Source organism: Pseudoclavibacter caeni (genome assembly GCF_008831125.1).
Taxonomy (GTDB): domain Bacteria; phylum Actinomycetota; class Actinomycetes; order Actinomycetales; family Microbacteriaceae; genus Pseudoclavibacter_A; species Pseudoclavibacter_A caeni.
In genome coordinates this window covers 437,014-459,029 of the sequence record NZ_WBKA01000001.1, presented here as the reverse complement: position 1 = coordinate 459,029, position 22,016 = coordinate 437,014, and the positions used below count along the sequence as shown (strand labels likewise).

Sequence of the window (22,016 nt, the reverse complement as noted above, 5' to 3'; positions counted from 1 at the left end):
CGCCACGGGGCGACCCGCCGACGAGCAGACGACCGACCAGCAGACCGACGAGCAGCAGGAGCAGGGCACGGGGAGGGCGTTCACCGCGGAGAGCGCCGACCAGTACGAGGACCGCCCGCTCGGCAACCGCCGGCACATGAACTTCTACAGCCGCAAGTGGGTGCGGCCCGAGGATCTCAACGCGAACGGCACCCTCTTCGGCGGCTCGCTGCTGAAGTGGATCGACGAGGAGGCCGCGATCTACGCGATCGTGCAGCTCGGCAACGAGCGGTGCGTGACGAAGTTCTACTCCGAGATCAACTTCGTCTCGAGCGCCTGGCAGGGTGACCTGATCGAGATGGGCCTCGTGGCCACGCACTTCGGCCGCACCTCGCTGACCATGAGCTGCATGGTGCGCAACATGATCACACGCAAGACGATCCTCACCATCGACAAGATCGTCTTCGTCAACCTCGGCCCGGACGGCAAGCCCGCCCCGCACGGCTACACGGAGATCACCTACCTGCGCGACCGCATCCCGAAGCGCACGACCGCGCCGATCCCGCGGCAGCCGATCACCGAGGTGATCCCGGTGCAGCGCCCCGAGGAGGCCACCTCGATCGACATCGTCGACCCCCGCTGACCACGACCTCGCCCGGCGTCGTCGCGCCGCCCCCTGCGCCGGGGTGCACGGGCCCGCCGACATGCCACTGTCGGAGGGCTCCGGAGGCCGTCCGCCGGCTGATCTATGATGCAGAGCATGACTTCCTCCTCCGCCTCCGCCGGCCTTCGTGTGTCCGAGCTGACCGATCGCGCCGCCTGGGATCGTCTCGTGGACGACCACGCCGGCCACCCGCTGCAGCTGTGGGGCTGGGGCGCGGCGAAGGCGCACGGCGGACGCTGGACGCCACGGCACCTCGTCGTCACCGATGACCAGGGGGTCGCTATCGGCGGCGCCCAGGTGCTCGTGCGGCGGCTGCCCCTCCCCTTCCGCCGGCTCGCCTACGTGCCGCGCGGGCCGTTCGGCCCGCAGGAGCGGCTCGGTGACATCGCCTCGGCGGTCACCCGCTGGACGAGCGAGCACGTCGGCGGCGTCGGCATCACCTTCGAGCCGGACGTCGACGCGGACGTCCCCTTCCGCGTCGGCGGCGGGCGCCCGCAGCAGGGGCACGTCCTGATCCCGCGCACCCTCATCCTCGACCTGCGGCAGACGCCGGACGAGCTCATGCACGCGATGGCGAAGAAGACCCGGCAGTACATCCGCAAGTCGCTGCGCGAGCCGATCGAGTACCGGCGGATCGTCTCGGACGCCGAGCTCGAGCAGTGCCTCGACCTCTACGACCTGACCGCGCAGCGCGCCGGGTTCCCCCTGCACGACCGCGCGTACTACCGCACCGTGCAGCGCGAGCTCGGCGAGGCCTCCCCGATCTACGCGGCGTTCCACGAGGGGCGGCCGATCGCCTTCCTCTGGCCGGCGGCGAGCGCGACCACCTCGTTCGAGCTCTACGGCGGCGTCGACGAGACCGGCCAGCGGCTGCGCGCGAACTACGGGCTGAAGTGGACGGCGATCCTCGACCTGCAGCGGCGCGGCGTGGTGCGCTACGACCTCAACGGGCTGCTGAACGACGGCATCTCGACGTTCAAGATGGGGTTCGCCAGCCACGAGGACCTGCTGCACGCCGGCGTCGACGTGCCGTTCTCCATGTGGCGGTACCGGGCGTGGGTGCGCGCGCTCCCCGCCGCGCAGGGCGCCATGCGGCGGGTCGCCGGCCTGCTGCACCGCTGACCCGCCGCCCCGGCTGGACGCTGGCCAAGCGGCCCTGACGGGGCCGAGACCGACCGGTCCGACCTCGGCCGGGCCGGAGTGGGCCAGTCAGAACCCGTCGGACGAGGGTCGCGGGTAGTAGGCGCCGAACTTGCGGTACTGGTTCGCCATGGCCAGCAGGATGTAGCGCGTGCGGGCCGGGGAGCGATCCCGGGCGTTGCGCAGCGGGTGCACCCGCCGTCCCCCGCGCTGGAGGCGGACGACCTGTGCGCGCAGCGCCGGGTCGACCAGATAGCGCAGCAGCAGCCGGTGCGGGATGATCGAGTACAGCCGCTCCGCGGCGGCGACCTGCAGCGGCGCCTGGCGGTGCTCGATCTGGTCGGCGACCAGCACGGTCATCGGGTTGACGCCGGCAGCGTGCACGTAGAACTGGTTGCGGCCGATGCGGGGGTTCACCTCGAGGAACAGCCAGCGGCCGTCCCGCGGATCCCGCTTCACGTCGAAGTTCGCGAACCCGCGGTAGCCCACGGCCTCCAGGAACCGGCGGGCCGGCTCAAGGATCTCGTCATGACGCTCCGTGATCATGGCGCACGGGTTGCCGAGCGTGGCCGGGTGATGTTCCTCCAGCAGCACGTGCGCGGAGCTCAGCAGCGTCGTCCGCCCGCCGCGGTCGACGTAGGCGGTGATCGAGTACATGGCGGTGTCGTCGCCGGGGATCATCTCCTGCACGACGAACGTGCCACGGAACCCCGCCTCGCGCAGCCGTCGCCACAGGTCGTCCAGCTCCTGCCGGTCGCCGATGCGGTAGACCTTCTTCCGCCCCTCGAACGCGAGGTTCTCGTAGTCGGCGCTGACGGCCGGCTTCGCGATGACCGGCCAGCCGAGGTCGTCGGGCGGAGGCGTCGGCCGCCAGTCGGGCCGGTCTGCCCCGGCAAAGTCGACCACCGTGGTGCGGGGCACTGCGAGGCCGAGCTCCTCGGCGCGGCGGGCGAACGCGACCTTGTCGGCCACCAGGTCGATGACCTCGAGCGGCGGCACCGGCACGATGTACCCGTGTGCCTCCAGCTCCTCGCGGTGGACGGCGAGCGTGCGGATGCGCCAGTCGGTGTTGGCCAGCAGCAGCAGCCGCTCGCCCGCGTGCCGGTCGGCCAGCCGGCCCAGCTGGGCGACGAGGGCCCGCTCGTCGCGGTCGTCGGTGAAGGTCACGTGCTCGACGATCCGGGAGTGGGCGATGGCGCCGGTCTCAGCGGTCGAGGCGATGATGCTGCGCACGCCATACGCCTCGTCGAACTCCCGCGCCATCGCGTAGGTGCAGATGTCCGACCCGAGGATGACAGGAGTGAAGGCGGGGGCTGCGGTCATGCGCACGATTCTACCCGCGCGCGAGGCCCGGCTCAGTCGCCCGGCGTCGCCGCGGAGCGGGCGATGACCTCGACCGCGGCCCGGGCGCGATTCGGCCCGACGTCGGTCGGCAGGTTCAGGATGCGGGCGATGATCCGCTCCCCGGGCCGGTTCTGCGGCGCGGCGGGGTCGTAGCGGTACGCGGTCGGATCGGTCACCCCGGGGTACAGCGCGGGCCGGTACCAGTCCGTGGCGTAGAGGCCGGCGTCCCGCAGCTCGGCGATGAGTCGCCGGGCCCGTGCCGTGTCGGCGACGAGCAGCGGCAGGCGCAGCAGCGGCTGCACCGGATCCTCGCGCACCAGCTCGGGCAGCTCGACGCCCGGCACCCGCCCCAGCTCCCGCCGGTAGACGGTCACCGTGCGCCGGCGCAGCCGCTCGTTGGCGTCGAGCCCGGCGAGCCCCGCCGCGACCTGGCGCAGCACGAGCGCGGAGGGCCGCATCGGTCGACGGCTGACCCCGCCGCGCCGCTCGACGTCGGCCACCGCCGGCTCGAACAGCCCGGCGTCGGTCAGCATCCGGCGCAGCGGCCGGGCGACCGGGGCCGGCAGGTGGGTGAGCACGCGCAGCTCGGTGCGATAGCCGCGCACGAGCAGGTCGGCACGATGTCCCGCCTGAGGCAGGCCGTCCAGTGCGGAGACCAGCCGGGTGCCCAGCGGGGTGTCGGCCAGACCCGGCGCGATCCACACCGCGCCGCCGAACCGGGTCGGCAGGATCTTCTCGATGCCGAAGGAGTGGACGGACACGTCGGCGAGCGGCCGCCCACCCGCGTCGCGCGCCAGCCGGCCGACGCAGTGGGCGCTGTCCTCCACGAGCAGCGCGCCGACGCGATCGGCCCGCGCCCGCAGCCCGGCCGCGCCGGCGTCGTCGACGAGCCCGAAGGTGTGCTGCAGGACGATCGCCCGCGTGCGGTCGGAGGCCGTCAGTGCCTCCGGGTCGAGGGCGAGCGAGCGCGGCGAGACCGCGCCGTAGGCGGGGACGAGCCCGGCGGCGATGATCGGGTCGACGGCCGTGCAGCAGGTCAGTCCCTGGGTGAGCACCTCGCCCTCGCCCCGTGCGGAGCGCAGCGTCTCGAACAGCACCTGCATGCCGTGCCGTGCCTTGGACACGAGATGCCACTGCCCGGCCTCCGTGCCACTGTGCGCGGCCAGCGCCTCGCGCACGCGCGCATCATCAGCCTCGATTCCCATGCCACCGAGTCTACCGGCGCGGCGGGATGCGGGCCCGGCGTCAGTCCGAGCGCCACGCGGCCGACGGCTCAGATGAGCAGCGCCGGGTCCTGGTACTCGGTGAGGTCCTCCGGCTCCGGGTCGGCGGGTCGCTCCGGACGGCGGGGCCGGGGCCGGGCGGGGATGCCGACGAGCAGCGAGTGCTCGGGCGCGTCCTTCACCACCACGGCGTTCGCGCCGATCGCCGAGTACGCGCCGACGGTGACCGGCCCGAGCACCTTCGCTCCCGCGCCGATGAGCACGTGGTCGCCGATCGTTGGGTGCCGTTTCTCGGCCTCGAGGCTCGTGCCGCCGAGGGTGACGCCATGGTAGATCATCACGTCGTCGCCGATCTCGGTGGTCTCACCGATGACCACCCCCATCCCGTGGTCGATGAAGAAGCGGCGCCCGATCGTCGCGCCGGGATGGATCTCGACACCGGTGAGGTGCCGCGACGCCTGTGAGAGGAATCGCGCGGTGCCCCGGTGGCCATGCATCCACAGCCAGTGGGCGACTCGGTGGTTCCACACCGCGTGCACGCCCGAGTACAGCAGGAACACCCCGATGGCGGAACGCGCCGCCGGGTCATGCCGGCGCGCGTTGTCGACGTCCTCTCGGATCCTGCTGAACACCCCACCGACTCTAGTCGACACCCCGGTCGGGCCCCGCGTCAGCCGAGCAGATCCGCGTACAGCGACGTGGAGAGGTACCGTTCGCCGAAGTCGGGGATGATCACCACGATCGTCTTCCCGGCCGCCTCGGGGCGCTTCGCGATCTGCAGCGCGGCCCACGTCGCCGCTCCCGCGGAGATGCCGGCGAGGATGCCCTCGCGGTCGGCGAGCCGGCGCGCGGTGGCCGTGGCGTCGTCGAACGCCACGTCGATGATCTCGTCGTACAGCTCGGTGTCGAGCACCTCGGGGATGAAGTTCGCCCCGATGCCCTGGATCTTGTGCGGGCCGGCCTTGCCGCCGTTGAGGATCGGCGAGTCGCTCGGCTCGACGCCGACGACCTTCGCGTCGGGGTTCGCGGCCTTGATGATCTGCCCGGCGCCGGTGAGCGTGCCGCCCGTGCCGATGCCGGCGACGAACCAGTCGACGCGTCCCCTCGTCGCCTCGATGATCTCGGGGCCGGTCGTCGCGCGGTGGATGGCGACGTTGGCGGGGTTGGCGAACTGGCTGGCGAGGATGGCGTTGTCCGTGCTCGCCACGATCTCCTTCGCCTTCGCGACCGCGCCCCGCATGCCCTCCGAGCCGGGGGTCAGCACGATCTCGGCGCCGTACGCGCGGGCCAGGACGACGCGCTCCTTCGACATCGTCTCGGGCATCGTGAGGATCACGTGGTAGCCCTTGGCCGCGCCGATGAACGCCAGCCCGATGCCGGTGTTGCCGCTGGTGCCCTCGACGATGGTGCCGCCGGGACGCAGCTCGCCGTTGCGCTCGGCCGCCTCGACGATGGCCGCGGCCAGACGATCCTTGACACTGCCGGCGGGGTTGGTGAACTCGACCTTCGCGAGCACCTGGGCGCCCTCCTGCGCGCCTGCGTCGGCGGGCAGCCGGTGCAGGCGCACCAGCGGGGTGTCGCCGATCGTGTCAATGATGCTGTCGTGGATCTCTGCCATCTGGAGGCCTCCGTCTGGTCCGTGGTCGGCGCCGGCCGGCCGGCCGGCGCATCAGAGTGCACACTAGCGCGTCCTGTCAACACCACCCGTAACGGTCAGACGCACTTCGTAACATTCGTCGGGGCGGGACGCGCCCCGTCAAGCCGCGGGCAGCGTCCAGTCGACGCCGCGGCCTGTGCGCTCCTCCAGCCAGGCGCTCGCACGGCTGAACGGGTGCGAGCCGAAGAACCCGCGATGCGCGGAGAGCGGGCTCGGGTGCGGCGACTCGATCACATGCGCGTTCGGCAGCATCGGCTTCGTGGCCCGGGCGTCACGGCCCCACAGGATGGCGACCAGTGGCTCCTCACGCGCACCGAGAGCACGGATGGCGCGCTCGGTGACGGCTTCCCAGCCGATCCCCCGGTGCGAGGCGGGGTGGCCGAGCTCGCAGGTGAGCACCCTGTTGAGCAGCATCACGCCCTGCTCCTCCCATGGGCGCAGGTCGCCGTTCGCCGGCGTCGGCGCGCCCACGTCGTCGTGCAGCTCGCGGAAGATGTTCTGCAGCGACTTCGGGATCGGTCGCACCTCGGGGCGCACTGAGAACGACAGCCCCATCGCGTGCCGGGGGGTCGGGTAGGGATCCTGCCCGACGATGAGCACGCGCACGTGGTCCATCGGCTGCCGGAACGCGCGGAACACGTTCGGTCCACCCGGCGCGTAGTGGCGCCCCTCGGCGACCTCGGCGCGCAGGAACCGGCCGATGTTCGCGATCCGCTCGGTCTCGGGGGCGAGCACGGGCGCCCACGAGGCGTCGACCAAGTCGGCGACCGGGTGCGGGGCGGTCATTCTGCCGTGCCGGCCGCGCCATCCACCGCGAGGCGACCGGCCGCGTCCGCGGGATGCCGGTCGTCGCCCGCGACGCCCCGCACCCGCAGCGGGCCGTGGTGCAGCTTGTGCTGGGCCGCCTGGGCGACCGGGCGCACGACGACGAGGTCGAGGTTCACATGCGGCGGCAGCTCCAGCGACTGCACGATGACCTGGGCGACGTCCTCCGCGGTGAGCGGGTGATCGACGCCCGCGTACACGTCGTCGGCCCGGCGCTGATCGCCGTGCAGCCGGTTGAGCGAGAACTCGGCGGTGTGCACGAGGCCGGGCGCGACGGCCATCACGCGGATCGGCTCGCCGTTGAGCTCGAGCCGGAGCGTGTCGACGAGCGCCTGCTCGGCGTGTTTGGCGGCCGTGTACCCGGCGCCGCCCTCGTAGACGATGAGCCCGGCGGTGGAGGTGACGGTGAGGATACTGGCCGAGCCGTGCACGGCGGCGGTGCGGCGCAGGGCGGGCAGCAGCCCCTGGGTGATCCGCAGGGTCGCGAGGGTGTTGATCTCGTACATCCGCAGCCAGTCGTCGAGGGCGCCGGTCTCGATCGGGTCGACGCCGATGGCGCCGCCGGTGACGTTCACCAGAGCGTCCAGCCGCCCCTGCTCGGCGACGAACTCGACGAGGTCGGCGACCTCGGCCTCGTCGGTGAGGTCGGCGGCGAACGGGATCACCCCGGTCTGCTCGGCGAGCTCGGCGAGTCGTTCCTCGCGGCGGGCGACGGCGATGACCCGCCAGCCGTGCTCGCGCAGCAGGACGGCCGTGGCGCGTCCGATGCCGCTGCTGGCGCCGGTGACGAGCACGGTGTGCACGGCGACCTCTCCGCTGCGGGGGCCGCCCGTCGTGGCAGACGCCTCGTCGAGGGTGACGGGCGTGACCGTCGGTGCTGGATTCGTAGCAGTCATACAGGGCATCCTACGCAGACGCGCCGCTCCGGCCCCGCAGCGCGGCGGTGTGAGCGGGCCGGCACGCCAGCCCGGCGATCGCGACGATCGACCAGCCGAGCAGCACGACGAGCAGTGCGTTGCGCGCGGTGATGACCCACAGCATCCACGGGGCGAGCCCGAGCAGCCAGCCGTACAGCGACGGGTAGATCGTCTGAGTGAGCCCGAGGACCACGCCGATGAGTCCCACCGGCGCCCACCAGCGCGGCGGGCGGGCACCGGCGAGCAGCAGCGCCGGGGCGATGAGCCACCCCTCGAACTGGGGCGAGCCGACCTTGTTGCACACGATGAACGTGACGACCAGCGCGAGCACCGTCCAGGCGAGCAGGACGGCCGTGCGGGCGCGATCCTCCCTCCGGGCAGGGTCTCTCTGTCGGGCGGCGACGGGGGCGGGATGCGACGCCGGACGCGCGGCCCGCCACGCGAGCGCCGCGATCGCCGCCGCGACGACCGCCATCAGGACGGTGACCACGGCGGCGACGGCCGGCGAGGAGGCGCTGATCAGCTCGTTCGTGTAGATCTCATCGTTGTAGACGACGGCGCCATGCCCCGCATGCGCCGCCCACAGGCCGGGGGTCGCGGCGACGGCCTCGACCTGCAGGTTGCGCGAGGCCTGCCCGCCGATGAACCCGAAGAGCACGGCGAGGCCGGAGAGCCCACGGCCGGCGATCGCGGACGCCGCCGCCGCGAGCACGGCAAGCCCGGCGGTCAGCCACACGCCGGGGAGGACGAGCCCGCGCCGCATCCGCCGCTCGCGTCCGTGCACCGCGAGGGCCGCGAGCAGCACGGCGGCGGGCCACACCTTGATCCAGGCGCCGAGGGCGAGCAGCAGCCCCGCGACGGCCGGGTGTCGGTCGAGCAGGGCGAGCGCCATGACGACGAGTGCGAGGGCGACCGTATCGATGCGGCCGAGCGAGACGGCGCCGAGGGCGAGGAGCGCGGCCGGCCACAGCCAGGCGACGCGGATGCGGGCGGTATCGCGCAGGCCGTCCGTCAGCACGGCGAGCGCGAGAAGGTCGAGCGCGGTGACGAGGATCAGCCACGCCACCGTGTAGGTGACGCCGAGCACCGTCGCGATGACGAGGGTCGCCGCCATCGGCGCCAGGGCGACCGCCGGGTACACCCAGGTCTCGAGAATGCCGTACCAGTGCCCCTCGGCGAGCGCCTGGTACGACCACCAGTGGTAGACGCTCGTCACATCGCCGAACGGGCGCCCGTACTGGGTGATCCCCTTCGCCCCGAGCCACACGTGCACGGCGAGGAACACCGCGGTCAACGCGATCGGGCTCGACCACACCCGCAGGCCCGCGCGGCGGGTGCGCCCGGAACGCGGGGTGCGCCCGGAACGTTCGCCGGTCGGCGGACGCCGCTCACGCAGTCGACGGCGGGGCAGCACGGCAGCGTCGGGAGCGGGCAGCGGGCGCGGGGCGGTCGGAGTCACCCGGCCATTCTCGCGCATGCCGACCGGGAACGGCCTGCGCGGGGCGCGGACCATCCGGTGCGAGCGCGGGGCGGCCGGCGCGGCACGGCGCGGCACGGCGCGCGGACGCCGCCCGCCCGGCTCCGCCCCGCATGTGACCGGGCCTCGACTCATACCCGGGCGATGGTGAGCAGGCCGCACCCGTAGGCCTTGCCACGACCGATGCCCTGGGTCAGCGTCTGCCGCAGCAGCTGCCGGTCAGTGCATTCGAGCACGCCATCGAACTGGGCCTCGCGCAGCGTGACCGCACGGCGTCCGCCCGTGTGCCGGTCGTTCTTGACGAAGTGCCGGTCAGCCCGGCCGGTGACGGCGGTGAGGCTCGTGCCATCCCGCTCGACGAGGGCGAACCCGTGGCGCCCGGCACGCTCGGCGAGCCAGCCGAGCTGCTGCTCCGGAGTGACGTGCGGGACGATCCGGCCGCGTCGTCCCCGTCCGGCGGAGACGGACCGCACCGGGTTGGCTCGCAGGCGGAACCGCCAGGTGGTGCCGAGCTCGACCCGGTCCAGCAGTGGCCCGTAGTCCAGGATCTGACCGGGCTCGGTGGACCACCCGGCCTGTTCGGACAGCGGACGCAGGTCAGGCCGTGCCGGGCTGACGATGTACAGCGTGTAGCGCGGGTGCTGCTCGTCCAGCCGCCACAGGACTCGCCCGTTCGCCGCCACGTCGGGTGGGAAGCAGGCGAGCACCGCGGCATGCATGACGTGGGCGTTGGTGATCAGCCGGCGCCCCTGGCGCAGGTTGGGGTTGATGAGCACACGGGAGAACCAGGTCATGCGTTCCGCACCTCCTCGAGGAACGGGTCCGTCACCAGACCCTCGTCAGCGATCGCGTCGGCGTCGGATTCCTCGTCCCGATCGGATCGGCCCTCGGGGTTGTCCATCGTCACGGCCAGTCTGGTCACCGCACGGTCTCGGTAGTCGCGATGCTGAGGATCAAAGGAGAGCGGGGCATCGTGCAGGATGTCACCGGTCTCCCCTCGCCTCGCGTCGACGAGCAGGGGCAGCCTCACCGTCTTCGGCAGGGTCTGCCGTACTCGGGAGGCCGCTCGCCAGGCGGCCTGCTCGAGCACGGTCCGGGGATCGCCCGGCCGCACGGCATGACCTCCGGCGACGCCGTCGTGCTCATGCTCGTCGAGGAGGTCCCAGTTGGCCGGACACGATCGACGCCCGAGATACAGCGGCCGGGCCGGCCGCCGCAGCGCCTCGGCGAGTGACTCCAGCGCGTGCTGCTCTCCGCCGATGGCGACGAGGAACCGGGCGTCGACGAGGTAGTGTCGGGTGCTCAGGCGCGTCTTTCCGCCGCCGTCGAGGTCACGTGCCGTCTGGTAGTCCTGCAGGAGCGTCCCCGGCTGTTCCTGCCGCACTGCGAGCTCCAGCGTGGCGAGGTCGTCGACCGGATCCCGCCGACCGCGTCCCAACGCGTTGGCGAGCAGTCCGACGATGCCCGACTTCGTCGGCATGGGCTCGGTCTCCCGTGAGCGGAAGCGGCTGCCAACGCCCCAGGACTGCATCGGTGCGGCGAGGTACAGCACCAGCGAGTGTGTGACTGACATGCGTGGCCTCACGCCTGCTGGCCGCTGAGCTCGCCCCGCAGTCGCTCGAGCAGCTGGGGCAGCGTGACGTGCTCACCGAGCTCGTCCGGTGCGCTGAGCGGGGCGATGGTCATGACGTACGAGGCCTGTGGCTCGGTCCCGTACACCTCGTCGATGTTCAGAGCCTCGTCGGCGAGCCGGGTCAGCGCCTCCTGACGGCGGCCTTCCCCGGGGTGCTCCCCGCGCGAGCGGGGATGAGCCGTTTTGTCCTTGTAAGTGGCGATGATGGCGCTGGTGCTCCCCGTGCAAGCTGGTGCTTCACCGTTCCGCCAATGTCGCCCCCGCATACGCCCCACTGTGAACGAACCGAGACACAGGCCTGCCTGCCTCTCCATGGTGTGACCTGGCTACGGCGCACAGGGGTATTTCGTCCTCGTCGATAAGACCGGCAGGTGTCCACGCCACATCGACTGTCCCGCCCCGGCTCACCCCTGCGGCTCGATCGCCGTGGCCCGGTGGTCCATGAACTCGCTGTTCCCGGCGAGCGCGTCGCCGAACAGCTGCCCGACGGTGACGAGGGTCATGCCCCGCGCCCGGTAGTCGTCGATGATCGCCGGCAGCTGGTGCACCGTGCCGTCGAGCCGGTCATGAAAGAGCACGATCGCGCCGGTGTGGGCATTCTCCGTCGCCGTCCGGTACTCCTGGTCCTCCCCCGGCTTCGACCAGTCGCGCGTGTCGACGTCCCAGAGCACGGCCGGGATGCCGGCGAGGCCCCGCACCCGGTCGTCCACGTCGCCGTACGGCGGCCGGTAGATCGTGGGCCGACTGCCGGTGACCTGCTCGATCTCGTCCAGCGAGCGCTGCAGCTGCGAGCGCACGTCATCGTCCGACAGCTTCGTCAGCTGGGGATGATCCCAGCTGTGACTGCCGATCTGGTGCCCGGCCTCGGCGATCCGTCGCGCCTGGTCCGGAAACGCCTGCACCTGCCTGCCGAGCAGGAAGTACGTCGCGGTCGCCTGCTTCTGCGCGAGGATGTCGAGGATCTGCGGGGTCTGCTGGTCGTTCGGCCCGTCGTCGAAGGTGATCGCGATACACGAGACGAGCTCGCAGTCGACGTGCTGCCGTCCCACGGGCACGGCCGTGCCGGCGTCGAACGGCGTCTGGCCGACCACGGCGTCGCGCACCTGCCGGCCGAGGTCGCCGAGCAGCCCGTCGAGGGCATCGGCGGGGATGGCGAGCACGACTGGGGCGTGCCCCGCCGGCAGCAGCGCGCTCGGCACGGGGATGGCGGCCGAGCCGTCCGCGGCGATCGTGGTGCCCTGCAGCAGCAGGCTCAGCCGCGTGTCCGCGGCGGACGCGTCGGCATCGTCCCCGGATGTCTCGCCGTCGGCGTCGCTCGCGCCACCGTCCTCCGTGCCGTCACCGCTCGTGCCGTCATCCACGGAGCCACCGAGCAGGTCGCCCAGACCGAGCCGGTCGGCCGCCTCGTCGACCGCCTGTGCGATCTCTTCGCGCCGACTGTCGTCGAACAGTCCGTCGCCGGTCGTGGCGGATCCGTCGGCGGTGCTGCCGTAGACGGTGATCGTGCGGTCGTCCGCGACGGCGGCCGCGGTGCCCTGCACGGCCCGCACCCGCTCCCCCGCGATGGACCCGGACGCCGCGATGACGTCGCAAGTGAGGTCCAGCCCGTCGCCGGAGGCCAGCGCGGCGGCGACGGTAGTGGTGCCCTGCTGGCAGGCGCGGTCCTCGAGCCCAGCCGGCTCCCTCGTCGCGTTCGGTTCATAGGCCACGCCGACGGCGTTCACCTGCCGCTGAATCGCGTCGCGCACGAACGCGTCGACGTGCTCGCCGAACGCGTCCGAGGCGGGCAGGTACCCGAAGCGCCCGCCGGTGTGCGTGTCGGGATTGAGGATGCGCTGGCCGGTGAGCCCGACGGCGTCCGGGACGAGCGGGGCCGGCAGCGTCCCCATGGTGATCACCGCGGCGAGATCGTGCACCTCGGCCCGGGCGTCGGAACCGTCGACCACGTCAGGGATCGAGCAGCCGCCGAGCACGAGCCCACACACGGTCAGGACGATGACACGGCCAATCGCCGTGAACGGTTCAGCGAACACCAGGACTCCCGTGGGACAGGGCACGCCCCCCGCCGCGCGCACTGCCTCTCAGTGTAGGCGCGCCCACCGACACCGGCGGGGCGGATTACGGGCGGAGGTGTGAGCGTGTCGTGGGCCGGGCTCAGTGCTCCGCGGGCACCGGCCCCGGAACGACGGACGGGGCCCGCCGGGAGAGGATCCCGACAGGCCCCGTCACCGCCTGGTCTGCCTCAGGCGTCCAGCCGGGCCCGCTCGCCGCGGGCGGCCTCGACCATGTGGGTCAAGGCCGGCACGACCTCCTCGTAGCGGCGGGTCTTCAGCCCGCAGTCGGGATTCACCCACAGCTGCGAGGCCGGGATCGAGTCGAGCGCGATGTCCAGCAGCTGCTCCACGTCGTCCTCGGCAGGCACGCGGGGCGAGTGGATGTCGTACACGCCCGGTCCGATGCCGCGCGCGAACCCGGCGGCGCGGATGTCGCGGACGATGTCCATCCTCGACCGCTCTGCCTCCACCGAGGTGACGTCGGCGTCAAGGCCGTCGACGGCGTCGATGATCTGCCCGAACTCCGAGTAGCACAGGTGCGTGTGGATCTGCGTGCGCGTGCGCGCCCCGGAGGTCGCCAGCCGGAACGCCGACACCGACCAGTCGAGGTAGTCGGCGTGGTCGCGGCGCTTCAGCGGCAGCAGCTCGCGGATGGCGGGCTCGTCGACCTGCACGATGTCGATGCCGGCCGCCTCGAGATCGGAGATCTCGTCCCGCAGTGCGAGGGCGACCTGGTCGGCCGTGTCACGCCGGGGCTGGTCGTCGCGGACGAACGACCAGGCGAGGATCGTCACCGGACCGGTGAGCATCCCCTTGACCGGCTTCTCTGTGAGCGACTGCGCATAGCGGATCCACTCGACCGTGAACGGCTCCGGGCGCACCACGTCACCCCAGAGGATGCTCGGGCGCGTGCACCGCGACCCGTACGACTGCACCCAGCCGTTCTCGGTCACCGCGAAGCCCTCGAGGTGCTCGGCGAAGTACTGCACCATGTCGTTGCGCTCCGCCTCGCCGTGCACGAGCACGTCGAGCCCGATGCGTTCCTGCAGCTCGATGACATCGCGGATGTGCCCGCGGATCTCCTCGCGGTAGGTCGCCTCGTCGATCTCGCCTCGGTTGTGGCGGGCACGTGTGCGCCGGATCTCCGGCGTCTGCGGGAACGACCCGATCGTCGTGGTCGGCAGCAGCGGCAGGTGCAGCTCGTCGGCCTGCACCGCGGCGCGCTCGGCGTACGGCGCACGGGCGAAGTCCGCGGGCGTCAGCCCCGCCAGCCGCTTCGCGACCTCCGGACGGTGCACGCCGGCGTGCGCGCGACGGCTCGCCGAGGCGGCCCGGGCAGCCTCGAACGCGTCGATCACGCCTTCCCGGTCGCCGTCATAGGCGCGGGCGAGGGCGACGATCTCGGCGACCTTCTCGTCGGCGAACGCGAGCCAGCCGCGCAGCTCCGGGTCGAGGCTGGTCTCGTCGTCGAGGGTGTGCGGCACGTGGAACAGGGACGTCGAGCTGGACGGCACCACCCGGCCGGCGAGCGGACGCAGCGCCTCGAGCCGCTCGAGCGCGGCGTCGAGGTCGGCCCGCCAGATGTTGTGGCCGTCGACGACGCCCGCGACGACGAGCTTGTCGCGCAGGCCGGCGACGCCGGGGGCGTCCGCCGTGGGGACGTCCCCGCGCACGAGGTCGATCGCGACGCCCTCGATCGGCGTCTCGGCGAGCGCCGGCAGTGCGTCATCCAGCGCCGCGTAGGACGCCTGCGCGAGGATCTGCGGACGCTCGGCCAGCTCGCCGAGCACCTGGTAGGCGTGGCGGGCCGCGACGAGGAGACGCGCCCGGTCGACGGGCACGAGCTCGCTGACCAGGGCGGACTCGTCCAGCTGCACCCACGGGGCATCGAGAGCGGCGAGCCCGGCGAGCACCTCGGCGTACACCGGCAGCAGGTCGTCGAGGCGGTCGAGTGGCTCGAAGCCCTCCGGGGCGCCCTCGGCGGGCTTCGACAGGGCGAGCAGGGTGACCGGGCCGACGATGACCGGGCGGGTGACGAACCCGTGCGAGAGGCCCTCGGCGAACAGCAGCGCGGGCTGGTCACCGCTCAGCCGGAACTCGGTGTCCGGGCCGATCTCCGGCACAAGGTAGTGGTAGTTCGTGTCGAACCACTTGGTCATCTCGAGCGGGGCCACGCGGTCGACGCCGCGGGCCATCGCGAAGTAGCCGTCGAGGCTCAGTCGGCCGGCGTCGTCCCGCCACTGTGCGAAACGCTCCGGGATCGCGCCGACGAGCACGGCCGCGTCGAGCACCTGGTCGTAGTATGAGAAGTCGCTCGGGATCGCGGCGTCGTGCGCCTCGAGGCCGAGGTCGTGCAGCCGGTTCCAGGTGCTGGCGCGGATGTCCGCGGCCGCCTGGGCGAGGGTGTCTGCGTCGATGCGGCCGGCCCAGTGGCCCTCGAGGGCTCGCTTCAGCTGGCGGCGCCGCCCGATGCGCGGGTAGCCGAGGATGGTGCCGCCTTCGAGGCCGGCCCCTGTGTGTCGATCTGCCATGATGTGCTTTCTGCACCGGTGGCCTGGTGGCCGGGGGTGCGGTCGGGGTGGTGACGGTCGAGCACGTCGTCGAGCATCCGCAGGATGCGCACGGCGGTCGTCGCGTCGTTCATGGTGAACAGCTGTATGCCCGGGGCTCCGGCATGCGCCAGCCGTTCGGCCAGCTCAGCTGTCGTGCGCACCGCGATGTCGCGGCGGGTCTCGTCGTCCGGCGCCTCGGCCAGCGCCGCGGCAAGCGCCGGCGGCGGGGTGAGGTCGGACAGCTCCGCGATGCGCTCCAGACGACGCACCGACGGGGTCGGGGTGAGGCCGGGCACGACCGGCAGGGTCGCCCCGGTGCGGTCGACGAGCGTCATGAACCGCTCGTAGTCGGCCGCGTCGAAGAAGTTCTGGGTGATCGCGAAGTCCGCGCCGGCGTCCTGCTTCCGGGCGACGTTCTCGGCGTCCTCGACGAGATCGCGGCTGTCCGGGTGCCCGGTCGGGAACACCGCGACGGCGATGCGCAGCGGGTCATCGGGGGCGCGTCCGGCCCGCTCGGCGCGCTGGCGGACCCGGGCGATGAGATCCGTCGCATGCGGCAGCACCAGCCCGCCACCGTCCGCCACAGGGTCGCCACGCAGGGCGAGCACCCCGGTCACACCGAGGGCGAGCAGCTCGTCGATCGTCGCGTCGAGCGCGGCCAGGTCGGTGGCCTGGCAGGTCAGGTGCGCGTAGGTGGGCACCCCGGCCTCGACGAGCCAGCCGACGAGCTCCTTGGTGCCGGCCTGCCGACTGCCCGCGGCCCCGTAGGTGACCGTGACGAAGTCCGTGCCGAGCCCCAGCATCGTGCGCACCGAGGCGACGTTGCGGCGCAACTGCCGCAGGCTGCGGGCGGGGAACACCTCGATCGACCGGGTCGGCGCGGCCACAGAGGGCAGGGGCACCGCGTCCGCATGCCGCTCGCGCAGACGCCGGGCGCGATGCTCGGCGCGCAGGGCGCGCAGCTCGCCGTCGAGGTCGGCCACGGCGCCCGGATCGTCGGCGTCGTCGAAGACCGCCTCGTCGAGCTCGTCGAACCGGCTCGCGCTGAACCGCCGCTCGTCGGGCTCGTCGAACCCGGCTGCTGCGGCGCTCCCGGCGGACGGGACCGCTGCGGACACCCCGCTCCCAGCGGGCGCGGCGGGCACGCCGTCGCTCCCTGTGGGCGCGACAGTGCTCCCGACAGACACGGCCGGCGTCGCACCGCCGGGCACGGCGGATCGCCGCTCGTCGCGAGCGGGCATGGGAGGCCGGGCGGAGGAATGCATGATCGCTCTCATCCTAGTGAGGACGGGGCCGGACGGACATCCCCCGGCGGCCTGTGTGACCTTGTATGACCTCGTGTGACGCCGCATGGCCTCGTGCGACCTCATGTGACGGCCGCGACAGCCACGAATGCGTCGCCCTGGGCACGACAGCGGGAAGCGACAGCCACGAACGCGCTACCCACTCCGCGGACGACCACGAGAGTGCCACGATCTGGCACATTCATGGCTGCCCGATCACGGGGTGGCGCATTCGTGGCTGACCGCCGAGGCGACCCGCGCTGGAACGGCCGGTTCCCGCCCTCCTGCAGAACTCCCGACGCGAGTCCAAGCCCGCGGATGGGGCACGGCCCCACGCGAGACCGAACCCTCACCACCCGGCCGCGATCTGGTACCATGACTGTCGGCTTCACGCCACGCGGCCGTAGCTCAATGGCAGAGCGCACGCTTCCCAAGCCTGATACGCGGGTTCGATTCCCGTCGGCCGCTCCACCGCGAAGATCGTCGCCACCCCCACCGGCGGTCAGATGTGCAATCCTCCTGACCCGGCCCCCGCTCGCACACCGCGGCCCGCTCAGTCCTCCCCGTCGTCCTCCCCGTCCCAGCAGCCCGTGAGCTCGACGAGCCGGGCCTCGCCCTGCTGGTAGACCGTCGTGCCGACCTCGGCGGGGATCCCGCTCAACCCCGGCTTGTACACGGAGTCGACGAGTGCCGCGCCGAAGTCGAGGGTGTAGTGCAGATCGTGCGCGCGCACGATCGGGCAGGTCTGATCCATCCACGCCGGGTCGCTCAGATGCCAGTCGAGCACGTGCAGATCGTCCGACACCCCGCTGAGGATGTGCACGCGCGTCACCCGGTAGTTCTCGAACGCGTACGCGAGCGCCCCGCCGTTGCCGGGGTCGACGAGCAGGGTCTGGTCCGCGGGCACGTAGTCGTGCAGGTGGGCGAGCACGTCGCGCTCATCGCGGTCGAGCAGCTTCGAGGTGTCGGCGATCACGTAGTCGCGCTGGGCCCACGCGATCACCTGGTCGATCGGCCCGATCCGGATCGGCACCACGATCGCGGCCGCGAGCGCGAGCGCGAGGATCCTCCCCAGCGTCCGCCTCGCCATCCGGCCGGCCCGGCCCGATCGCGCAGCCGCCCGCCGGCCCAGCCGCCGCGTCCCGGTGAGCAGCAGCGTCCACAGGGTCTGCAGGCCGATGGCTGCCAGCGGCAGGTAGCCAAGGACGGTGAGGCCGGCGATGCGCTTCGGGTCGCGGTAGAACCCGCCGGTGAGCGCGTCGCGCAGCCAGGCGACCGGCACGTCCGAGACCACGAGGTACAGCACGGCGACGAGGCCGAACACCGCCAGCGGCCACCAGCGGCGACGGTGCACGGTGACGATCGCGCCGACCGCGGCGAGCACGCTCACCGCCCATGCCCGGGGTCGGTCGACCGGGCCGTTCGTGACGAGATCCCACGCCGACTCCCAGAGGCCCTCGTCGGCCTGCCAGGGTGCGACGGCGAGCCCGGTGCGCGCGAGCCCCCACAGGCCGACGGTGATCACGGTGATGGTGCCGACGAGGGTCCAGGCCCGGCGAGTGCCGAGTCGGGACACGATCGTGCCCGCGAGCACGCCGGAGGGTGCCGCGCCGCGCCGCGCGGCCCGCCGGAGGGCGCACAGCTGCGGCACGGCAGTGGTGAGCACGACCATGAGGCCCAGCCCGGTCGCGGCGAGCAGCGCGTTGGGATGCCCGAGCGCGATCCCGGGAGCGATCAGCAGCGCCGCGGGCAGCGCGGTCAGTCGCATCCGCCAGGTGCGCGGTCGCCGGTCGAACGCGAGCACGGTGACGGCGAGCAGCGCGGCGATCAGGGAGTTGCCGAGCAGGTTCGGGTACAGCGGCCCCCAGTGCAGGAACAGCCAGGGGAACGCGGGGAAGCACGCGGAGAGCAGCCCGGCCGCGAGGCTCGCCCGCGCGTTCGGCCCGCCGATGACCTGGCCGAGCCAGATCACCCCGAGCGGCCACACCATGGCGATGACGACGAGGGCGAGGACGTTGACCGCCTGCGGCACGCCGATGCCCGCGATCTGTGCGACGAGGGCGACGAGGTCATGCCAGGCGGCCGGGTAGAACGAGGTGTTGTCCGGCTTGTTCGTGATGCCCCACAGCGTGAGCGAGGAGCCGTCGCCGCTGTCGAGGATCGCGCGCACCGCGTTCAGGTGGAACACGTTGTCGAACAGCTGCATGATGTACTCGCTGTCCGGCACGAGCCGCAGGAACGTGCTGCCGAGCAGCAGGGCCGCGATCGCGAGGGCGACGACGCCGGTCAGCAGGCCGGTGCGGTCGCGCGCGGCGGCTGCGGCGGACGCCGAAACCGGGGTGTGCGTGGGCGCGACGGCACCCGAGGACGTGGACGCGCCGGGCTCGGGTGTGGAAGCCTGCGACGGCGCGGCGTCCGCCGCCGCCCGCCGGCGCACCGAGCGATCCACCGGCCAGCGCAGCAGCAGGGTGAGCGCGAGGGCGACCGCCCAGCCGAGCGCGACGCACCAGATGGACCACCGCATCCCCAGCCACGGGGTAACGACCGCGCTGATGGCGATGACGCTCGTGGAGATCGCCGGTGCCGGCCCGAGAGCGTGCATGCCCCGCAGGCCGAGCGCGCGGGAGAGGGTCGCACCGGGCACGAGCAGCAGGAGCAGGGCCACCGCGATCGCCGGGACCAGGCTCGCCCATCCCTGGGCCTGGGTGAGGTCCATCCGCTCCCTTCCGATCGGCTTCCGCCTGGGTCATGGCGACGGCCGCGCGGAGACCGCTCGAGCCGTCTGACCGCGGTGTTCGCGTGGCCTCGGCCGCCCGACTCATCCGAGCCGCACAGCTCATCCGGGCCGCACGAGCGCGAGACGTCGCCGGACGCGAGCCCCGGCTGAGCGTCGCCTGTGCGCATCGTCCCCATTGTGCCCCGAGCGATACGCTGGATGCAGCACCAGGTGATGACGCACAGTGCCGTCACAGCGCTCCGGGGTCTCCGGCGGCGTCCGCACCGGTCGGCCACCGCCGCCTGTCGACGCGCCGGCCACCGGGCGCGAGCCGGCACCGGCCGGCCGCCGGATGCGAGAGGGAGCAGAAGGGGAACATGACCACGAGCGATCCCGATTCCAGCCCCACGACGGGCACCGGGGCGGACCCCGCCGGCTCACCTGACTCCCCCGCCCGCAGCCTGCCCCGCCGCACGTTCCTCGGCCTGCTCGTCGTCGCGGGGGTGATCGGCGCCGGGGCGGTCACCGCGGCCCGCGACCGCACCGCCGCCGCGCGGGGGTTCACCGCGATCGCCGGGACCGCCGACGCCTCGCTCGCCCCCGTGGCCGAGGCGGGGTTCGGCGACACCGTGCCCGTGCTCGACCGGCCGGTGACCGGGCTCGGCGTGCAGCGGGCGTTCTCGCTGCATCCCTCGCTGTCGCTGGGCGGCCGCTGGCCGGTGCTCACCGGGCAGGACGCCTTCAACGGCCGGGTCGAGGCGTGGGTGCGCCAGGCGGTGGCCGACTGCGCGAACAAGTACGCGAACGCCGGCGTGTTCACCCCCGTGGCCACACCGGTGCCCGGCCATGCTGCCGACGGCTCGTACGTCGCTCCCGCCGACGCGGTCGACGCCGCGGACGCGATGCGCGCGAACGGTTCCCCCGACCGGGCGGACGCGGCCGAGACGGTCGGCCTGTTCGCCGGCAGCGTGCTCGACACGTCCGGCCTCGCCGGCTCGACCCGCGGTGACATTGACACGCTGCTTGCCGACCGGGCGGAGTTCCCGGCCCCGCAGGAACACGGGCACCTGATCGCCATCGCCTGCGACACGACGCTCGCGGCGGGCACCGTGCTCGGGGTGCAGCTGCGCGCCTCGCGCGCGGCGACGATCGACGGCGCGCACCGGTCGCTGTTCGAGCAGCGCCAGAGCGTGTTCGTCGACATCGCCACGGGCACCTGTGGCGCCGGCGACAGCCTGCTCACCGCGGCCGGACGCGACACGGCGATCGCCCGCCTGCGCACGCTGCTCGGCTCCGTCGCACCCGCCGACATCGGCACGTCGCGCCGGGACGCCCCGGCCTACGACCCGCTGCAGGACGCCCTCGACGCCGGCACGCTGCTCGACGACGTCTCGGTCGACCCGGCCGGCCAGCTCGTCGTGCGGCTGGCCGTGACCGCCGACCGGATCGACGACGCACAGCGCCATGCCTGGGCCGACGGCCTGCGCACGCCCGGCCTGCTCTGCATCCGCGTCGCCCTCGACGACTCCGCCTGGACCGACCTCGGCAGCACGGTGCGCGCGGCAGCGATGGCGGAGACGCCGTGGGCGGGCCCGGCTCGCGCGGCGGCCTCGGACGCGCAGGCCGCCGGCACCCAGGCGACCTTCACCACCGGGGACGCCCTGCCCGCGTCCGCCCGCGCCCGGGCCGCCGGGACCACGCCCGCCGACGCGGCCGGGGCGAGCGCGGAGGAGGCCGCCCGGTCGGCGACCCTCGTGGCGGGGACGACCACGACGTCCGCGGTGCCGACGCGCACCGCCGACGAGGTGACCGTGCCGACCGAGGACGGGCCGGTGCGGCCGACCGCGTACGCATGGCCGGTGCCGTGCGACCTCGTGCCCGCGGCGGCAGTCACCTTCGACGACGGCCCGGGCGAGTACACCGCGGAGATCCTCGCCGCCTTCGCCGCGGCCGGCGTGCATGGCTCGTTCATGGTCGAGGGTCAGCATGCCGAGCAGTACCCGCAGCGCGTGCGCGACGAGATCGCCGGCGGGCACACCGTGTGCGACCACTCGTGGGATCACCCGGCGCTGACCGATCTGACGGCGGCCCAGGTGCGCGACCAGATCACCCGCACGGACGACATGGTCGAGCGGGTCTGTGGGGTGCGTCCCCGGTTCGTGCGCCCGCCCTACGGGTTCTACGACGACACGGTCGTCCAGGCCTCGCCGCACCCGCTGGTGGTCTGGGATGTCGACTCGCTCGACTGGGAGGAGCCCGGCCAGCGGGTCGTGCACGACAAGATCCTGCGCGAGGCGAGCACCGGGTCGATCGTGCTCATGCACGACGTGCACGAGCCGACGAAGGCGATGATGCCGGGGCTGCTGCGCGACCTGCGCGCGGCGGGGTTCACCGTGGTGAGCCTGGCCACGCTGTTCGCGCACGCCGACGACCAGGCCGAGCAGGCTGTCATCCGCCGCCTCGACCTCGCCTGAGCGGGGCGGGCCCGTCGCGTCCGCATGCCAGCGGGTGCGACGGGTCCGCACACCGGATCGCACGCCCCGGGGCACCTG

General features: G+C 73.0%; 17 protein-coding genes and 1 tRNA gene. 4 read left to right on the top strand and 14 right to left on the bottom strand.

The window, feature by feature from the left end:
• Positions 1 to 136 precede the first annotated feature (136 nt).
• Both F8O02_RS02120 and F8O02_RS02115 read left to right on the top strand, forming a co-directional pair.
• Entirely contained in the window at positions 137 to 622 is a 486-nt protein-coding gene (locus tag F8O02_RS02120) for an acyl-CoA thioesterase (protein ID WP_158035688.1), read from the top strand.
• 117 nt (positions 623 to 739) lie between these two features.
• Entirely contained in the window at positions 740 to 1,765 is a 1,026-nt protein-coding gene (locus tag F8O02_RS02115) for a lipid II:glycine glycyltransferase FemX (RefSeq protein ID WP_179416216.1), read from the top strand.
• Positions 1,766 to 1,852: 87 nt separating this feature from the next.
• Here the strand turns inward: F8O02_RS02115 and F8O02_RS02110 are convergent, their stop codons facing one another.
• The 13 genes from F8O02_RS02110 to F8O02_RS02050 all read right to left on the bottom strand — a co-directional run bounded on the left by F8O02_RS02110 (position 1,853) and on the right by F8O02_RS02050 (position 16,583).
• A complete protein-coding gene (locus F8O02_RS02110) occupies positions 1,853 to 3,106 on the bottom strand; it encodes a carboxylate--amine ligase (protein ID WP_158035575.1) in 1,254 nt (417 codons plus the stop codon).
• Positions 3,107 to 3,138: 32 nt separating this feature from the next.
• Positions 3,139 to 4,332: a DegT/DnrJ/EryC1/StrS family aminotransferase gene (locus F8O02_RS02105; protein WP_158035574.1), complete on the bottom strand. Its 1,194-nt coding sequence runs from the start codon at positions 4,330 to 4,332 to the stop codon at positions 3,139 to 3,141.
• A 68-nt stretch (positions 4,333 to 4,400) separates the two neighbouring features.
• Positions 4,401 to 4,982 carry a serine O-acetyltransferase EpsC gene (gene epsC, locus F8O02_RS02100; RefSeq protein ID WP_225734056.1) on the bottom strand — a complete coding sequence of 194 codons (582 nt, stop codon included), beginning with the start codon at positions 4,980 to 4,982 and terminating at the stop codon, positions 4,401 to 4,403.
• Between the two features lie 38 nt (positions 4,983 to 5,020).
• The gene (gene cysK / locus F8O02_RS02095; protein ID WP_158035573.1) at positions 5,021 to 5,968 is read right to left on the bottom strand and encodes a cysteine synthase A; all 948 of its coding nucleotides are present in this window, start codon (positions 5,966 to 5,968) and stop codon (positions 5,021 to 5,023) included.
• A gap of 138 nt (positions 5,969 to 6,106) precedes the next feature.
• Positions 6,107 to 6,793, bottom strand: a complete 687-nt coding sequence (locus F8O02_RS02090) for a uracil-DNA glycosylase (RefSeq protein WP_158035572.1) — start codon at positions 6,791 to 6,793, stop codon at positions 6,107 to 6,109.
• The gene (locus F8O02_RS02085; protein ID WP_179416217.1) at positions 6,790 to 7,728 is read right to left on the bottom strand and encodes an SDR family oxidoreductase; all 939 of its coding nucleotides are present in this window, start codon (positions 7,726 to 7,728) and stop codon (positions 6,790 to 6,792) included. The genes F8O02_RS02090 and F8O02_RS02085 overlap by 4 nt, the downstream gene beginning before the upstream one ends.
• 10 nt (positions 7,729 to 7,738) lie before the next feature.
• The gene (locus tag F8O02_RS02080) at positions 7,739 to 9,208 is read right to left on the bottom strand and encodes a glycosyltransferase 87 family protein (RefSeq protein WP_179416218.1); all 1,470 of its coding nucleotides are present in this window, start codon (positions 9,206 to 9,208) and stop codon (positions 7,739 to 7,741) included.
• Between the two features lie 149 nt (positions 9,209 to 9,357).
• Positions 9,358 to 10,020 carry a type I-E CRISPR-associated protein Cas6/Cse3/CasE gene (cas6e, locus tag F8O02_RS02075; protein WP_158035570.1) on the bottom strand — a complete coding sequence of 221 codons (663 nt, stop codon included), beginning with the start codon at positions 10,018 to 10,020 and terminating at the stop codon, positions 9,358 to 9,360.
• Positions 10,017 to 10,799, bottom strand: coding sequence for a type I-E CRISPR-associated protein Cas5/CasD (gene cas5e / locus F8O02_RS02070; RefSeq protein ID WP_158035569.1), 783 nt, complete (start codon positions 10,797 to 10,799; stop codon positions 10,017 to 10,019). Before cas5e ends, cas6e begins: the two co-directional genes overlap by 4 nt.
• Before the next feature lie 8 nt (positions 10,800 to 10,807).
• Positions 10,808 to 11,125, bottom strand: coding sequence for a hypothetical protein (locus F8O02_RS02065; protein ID WP_158035568.1), 318 nt, complete (start codon positions 11,123 to 11,125; stop codon positions 10,808 to 10,810).
• 138 nt (positions 11,126 to 11,263) lie between these two features.
• Positions 11,264 to 12,892 carry a polysaccharide deacetylase family protein gene (locus tag F8O02_RS02060; RefSeq protein WP_158035567.1) on the bottom strand — a complete coding sequence of 543 codons (1,629 nt, stop codon included), beginning with the start codon at positions 12,890 to 12,892 and terminating at the stop codon, positions 11,264 to 11,266.
• Positions 12,893 to 13,101: 209 nt separating this feature from the next.
• Entirely contained in the window at positions 13,102 to 15,444 is a 2,343-nt protein-coding gene (gene metE / locus F8O02_RS02055) for a 5-methyltetrahydropteroyltriglutamate--homocysteine S-methyltransferase (protein ID WP_158035566.1), read from the bottom strand.
• Positions 15,363 to 16,583, bottom strand: coding sequence for a methylenetetrahydrofolate reductase (locus F8O02_RS02050; protein ID WP_158035565.1), 1,221 nt, complete (start codon positions 16,581 to 16,583; stop codon positions 15,363 to 15,365). The genes metE and F8O02_RS02050 overlap by 82 nt, the downstream gene beginning before the upstream one ends.
• A 562-nt stretch (positions 16,584 to 17,145) precedes the next feature.
• Here F8O02_RS02050 and F8O02_RS02045 point away from each other — a divergent pair.
• A tRNA-Gly gene (locus F8O02_RS02045) sits at positions 17,146 to 17,219 on the top strand.
• 82 nt (positions 17,220 to 17,301) lie between these two features.
• On the opposite strand, the gene F8O02_RS02040 is transcribed toward F8O02_RS02045, so the two are convergent.
• The gene (locus F8O02_RS02040; protein WP_158035564.1) at positions 17,302 to 19,464 is read right to left on the bottom strand and encodes a DUF6541 family protein; all 2,163 of its coding nucleotides are present in this window, start codon (positions 19,462 to 19,464) and stop codon (positions 17,302 to 17,304) included.
• 377 nt (positions 19,465 to 19,841) lie between these two features.
• Here F8O02_RS02040 and F8O02_RS02035 point away from each other — a divergent pair, with 377 nt between their 5' ends.
• Positions 19,842 to 21,938, top strand: coding sequence for a polysaccharide deacetylase family protein (locus tag F8O02_RS02035; RefSeq protein ID WP_158035563.1), 2,097 nt, complete (start codon positions 19,842 to 19,844; stop codon positions 21,936 to 21,938).
• Positions 21,939 to 22,016: the final 78 nt, after the last annotated feature.

Coding starts and splice junctions, on each gene's coding strand:
- F8O02_RS02120 (WP_158035688.1), top strand. CDS start 137: ATGAACTTCTACAGCCGCAAGTGGGTGCGGCCCGAGGATCTCAACGCG.
- F8O02_RS02105 (WP_158035574.1), bottom strand. CDS start 4,332: ATGGGAATCGAGGCTGATGATGCGCGCGTGCGCGAGGCGCTGGCCGCG.
- F8O02_RS02040 (WP_158035564.1), bottom strand. CDS start 19,464: ATGGACCTCACCCAGGCCCAGGGATGGGCGAGCCTGGTCCCGGCGATC.
- F8O02_RS02065 (WP_158035568.1), bottom strand. CDS start 11,125: ATGCGGGGGCGACATTGGCGGAACGGTGAAGCACCAGCTTGCACGGGG.
- metE (WP_158035566.1), bottom strand. CDS start 15,444: ATGGCAGATCGACACACAGGGGCCGGCCTCGAAGGCGGCACCATCCTC.
- F8O02_RS02110 (WP_158035575.1), bottom strand. CDS start 3,106: ATGACCGCAGCCCCCGCCTTCACTCCTGTCATCCTCGGGTCGGACATC.
- F8O02_RS02035 (WP_158035563.1), top strand. CDS start 19,842: ATGACCACGAGCGATCCCGATTCCAGCCCCACGACGGGCACCGGGGCG.
- F8O02_RS02090 (WP_158035572.1), bottom strand. CDS start 6,793: ATGACCGCCCCGCACCCGGTCGCCGACTTGGTCGACGCCTCGTGGGCG.
- F8O02_RS02085 (WP_179416217.1), bottom strand. CDS start 7,728: ATGACTGCTACGAATCCAGCACCGACGGTCACGCCCGTCACCCTCGAC.
- cysK (WP_158035573.1), bottom strand. CDS start 5,968: ATGGCAGAGATCCACGACAGCATCATTGACACGATCGGCGACACCCCG.
- F8O02_RS02115 (WP_179416216.1), top strand. CDS start 740: ATGACTTCCTCCTCCGCCTCCGCCGGCCTTCGTGTGTCCGAGCTGACC.
- cas5e (WP_158035569.1), bottom strand. CDS start 10,799: ATGTCAGTCACACACTCGCTGGTGCTGTACCTCGCCGCACCGATGCAG.
- cas6e (WP_158035570.1), bottom strand. CDS start 10,020: ATGACCTGGTTCTCCCGTGTGCTCATCAACCCCAACCTGCGCCAGGGG.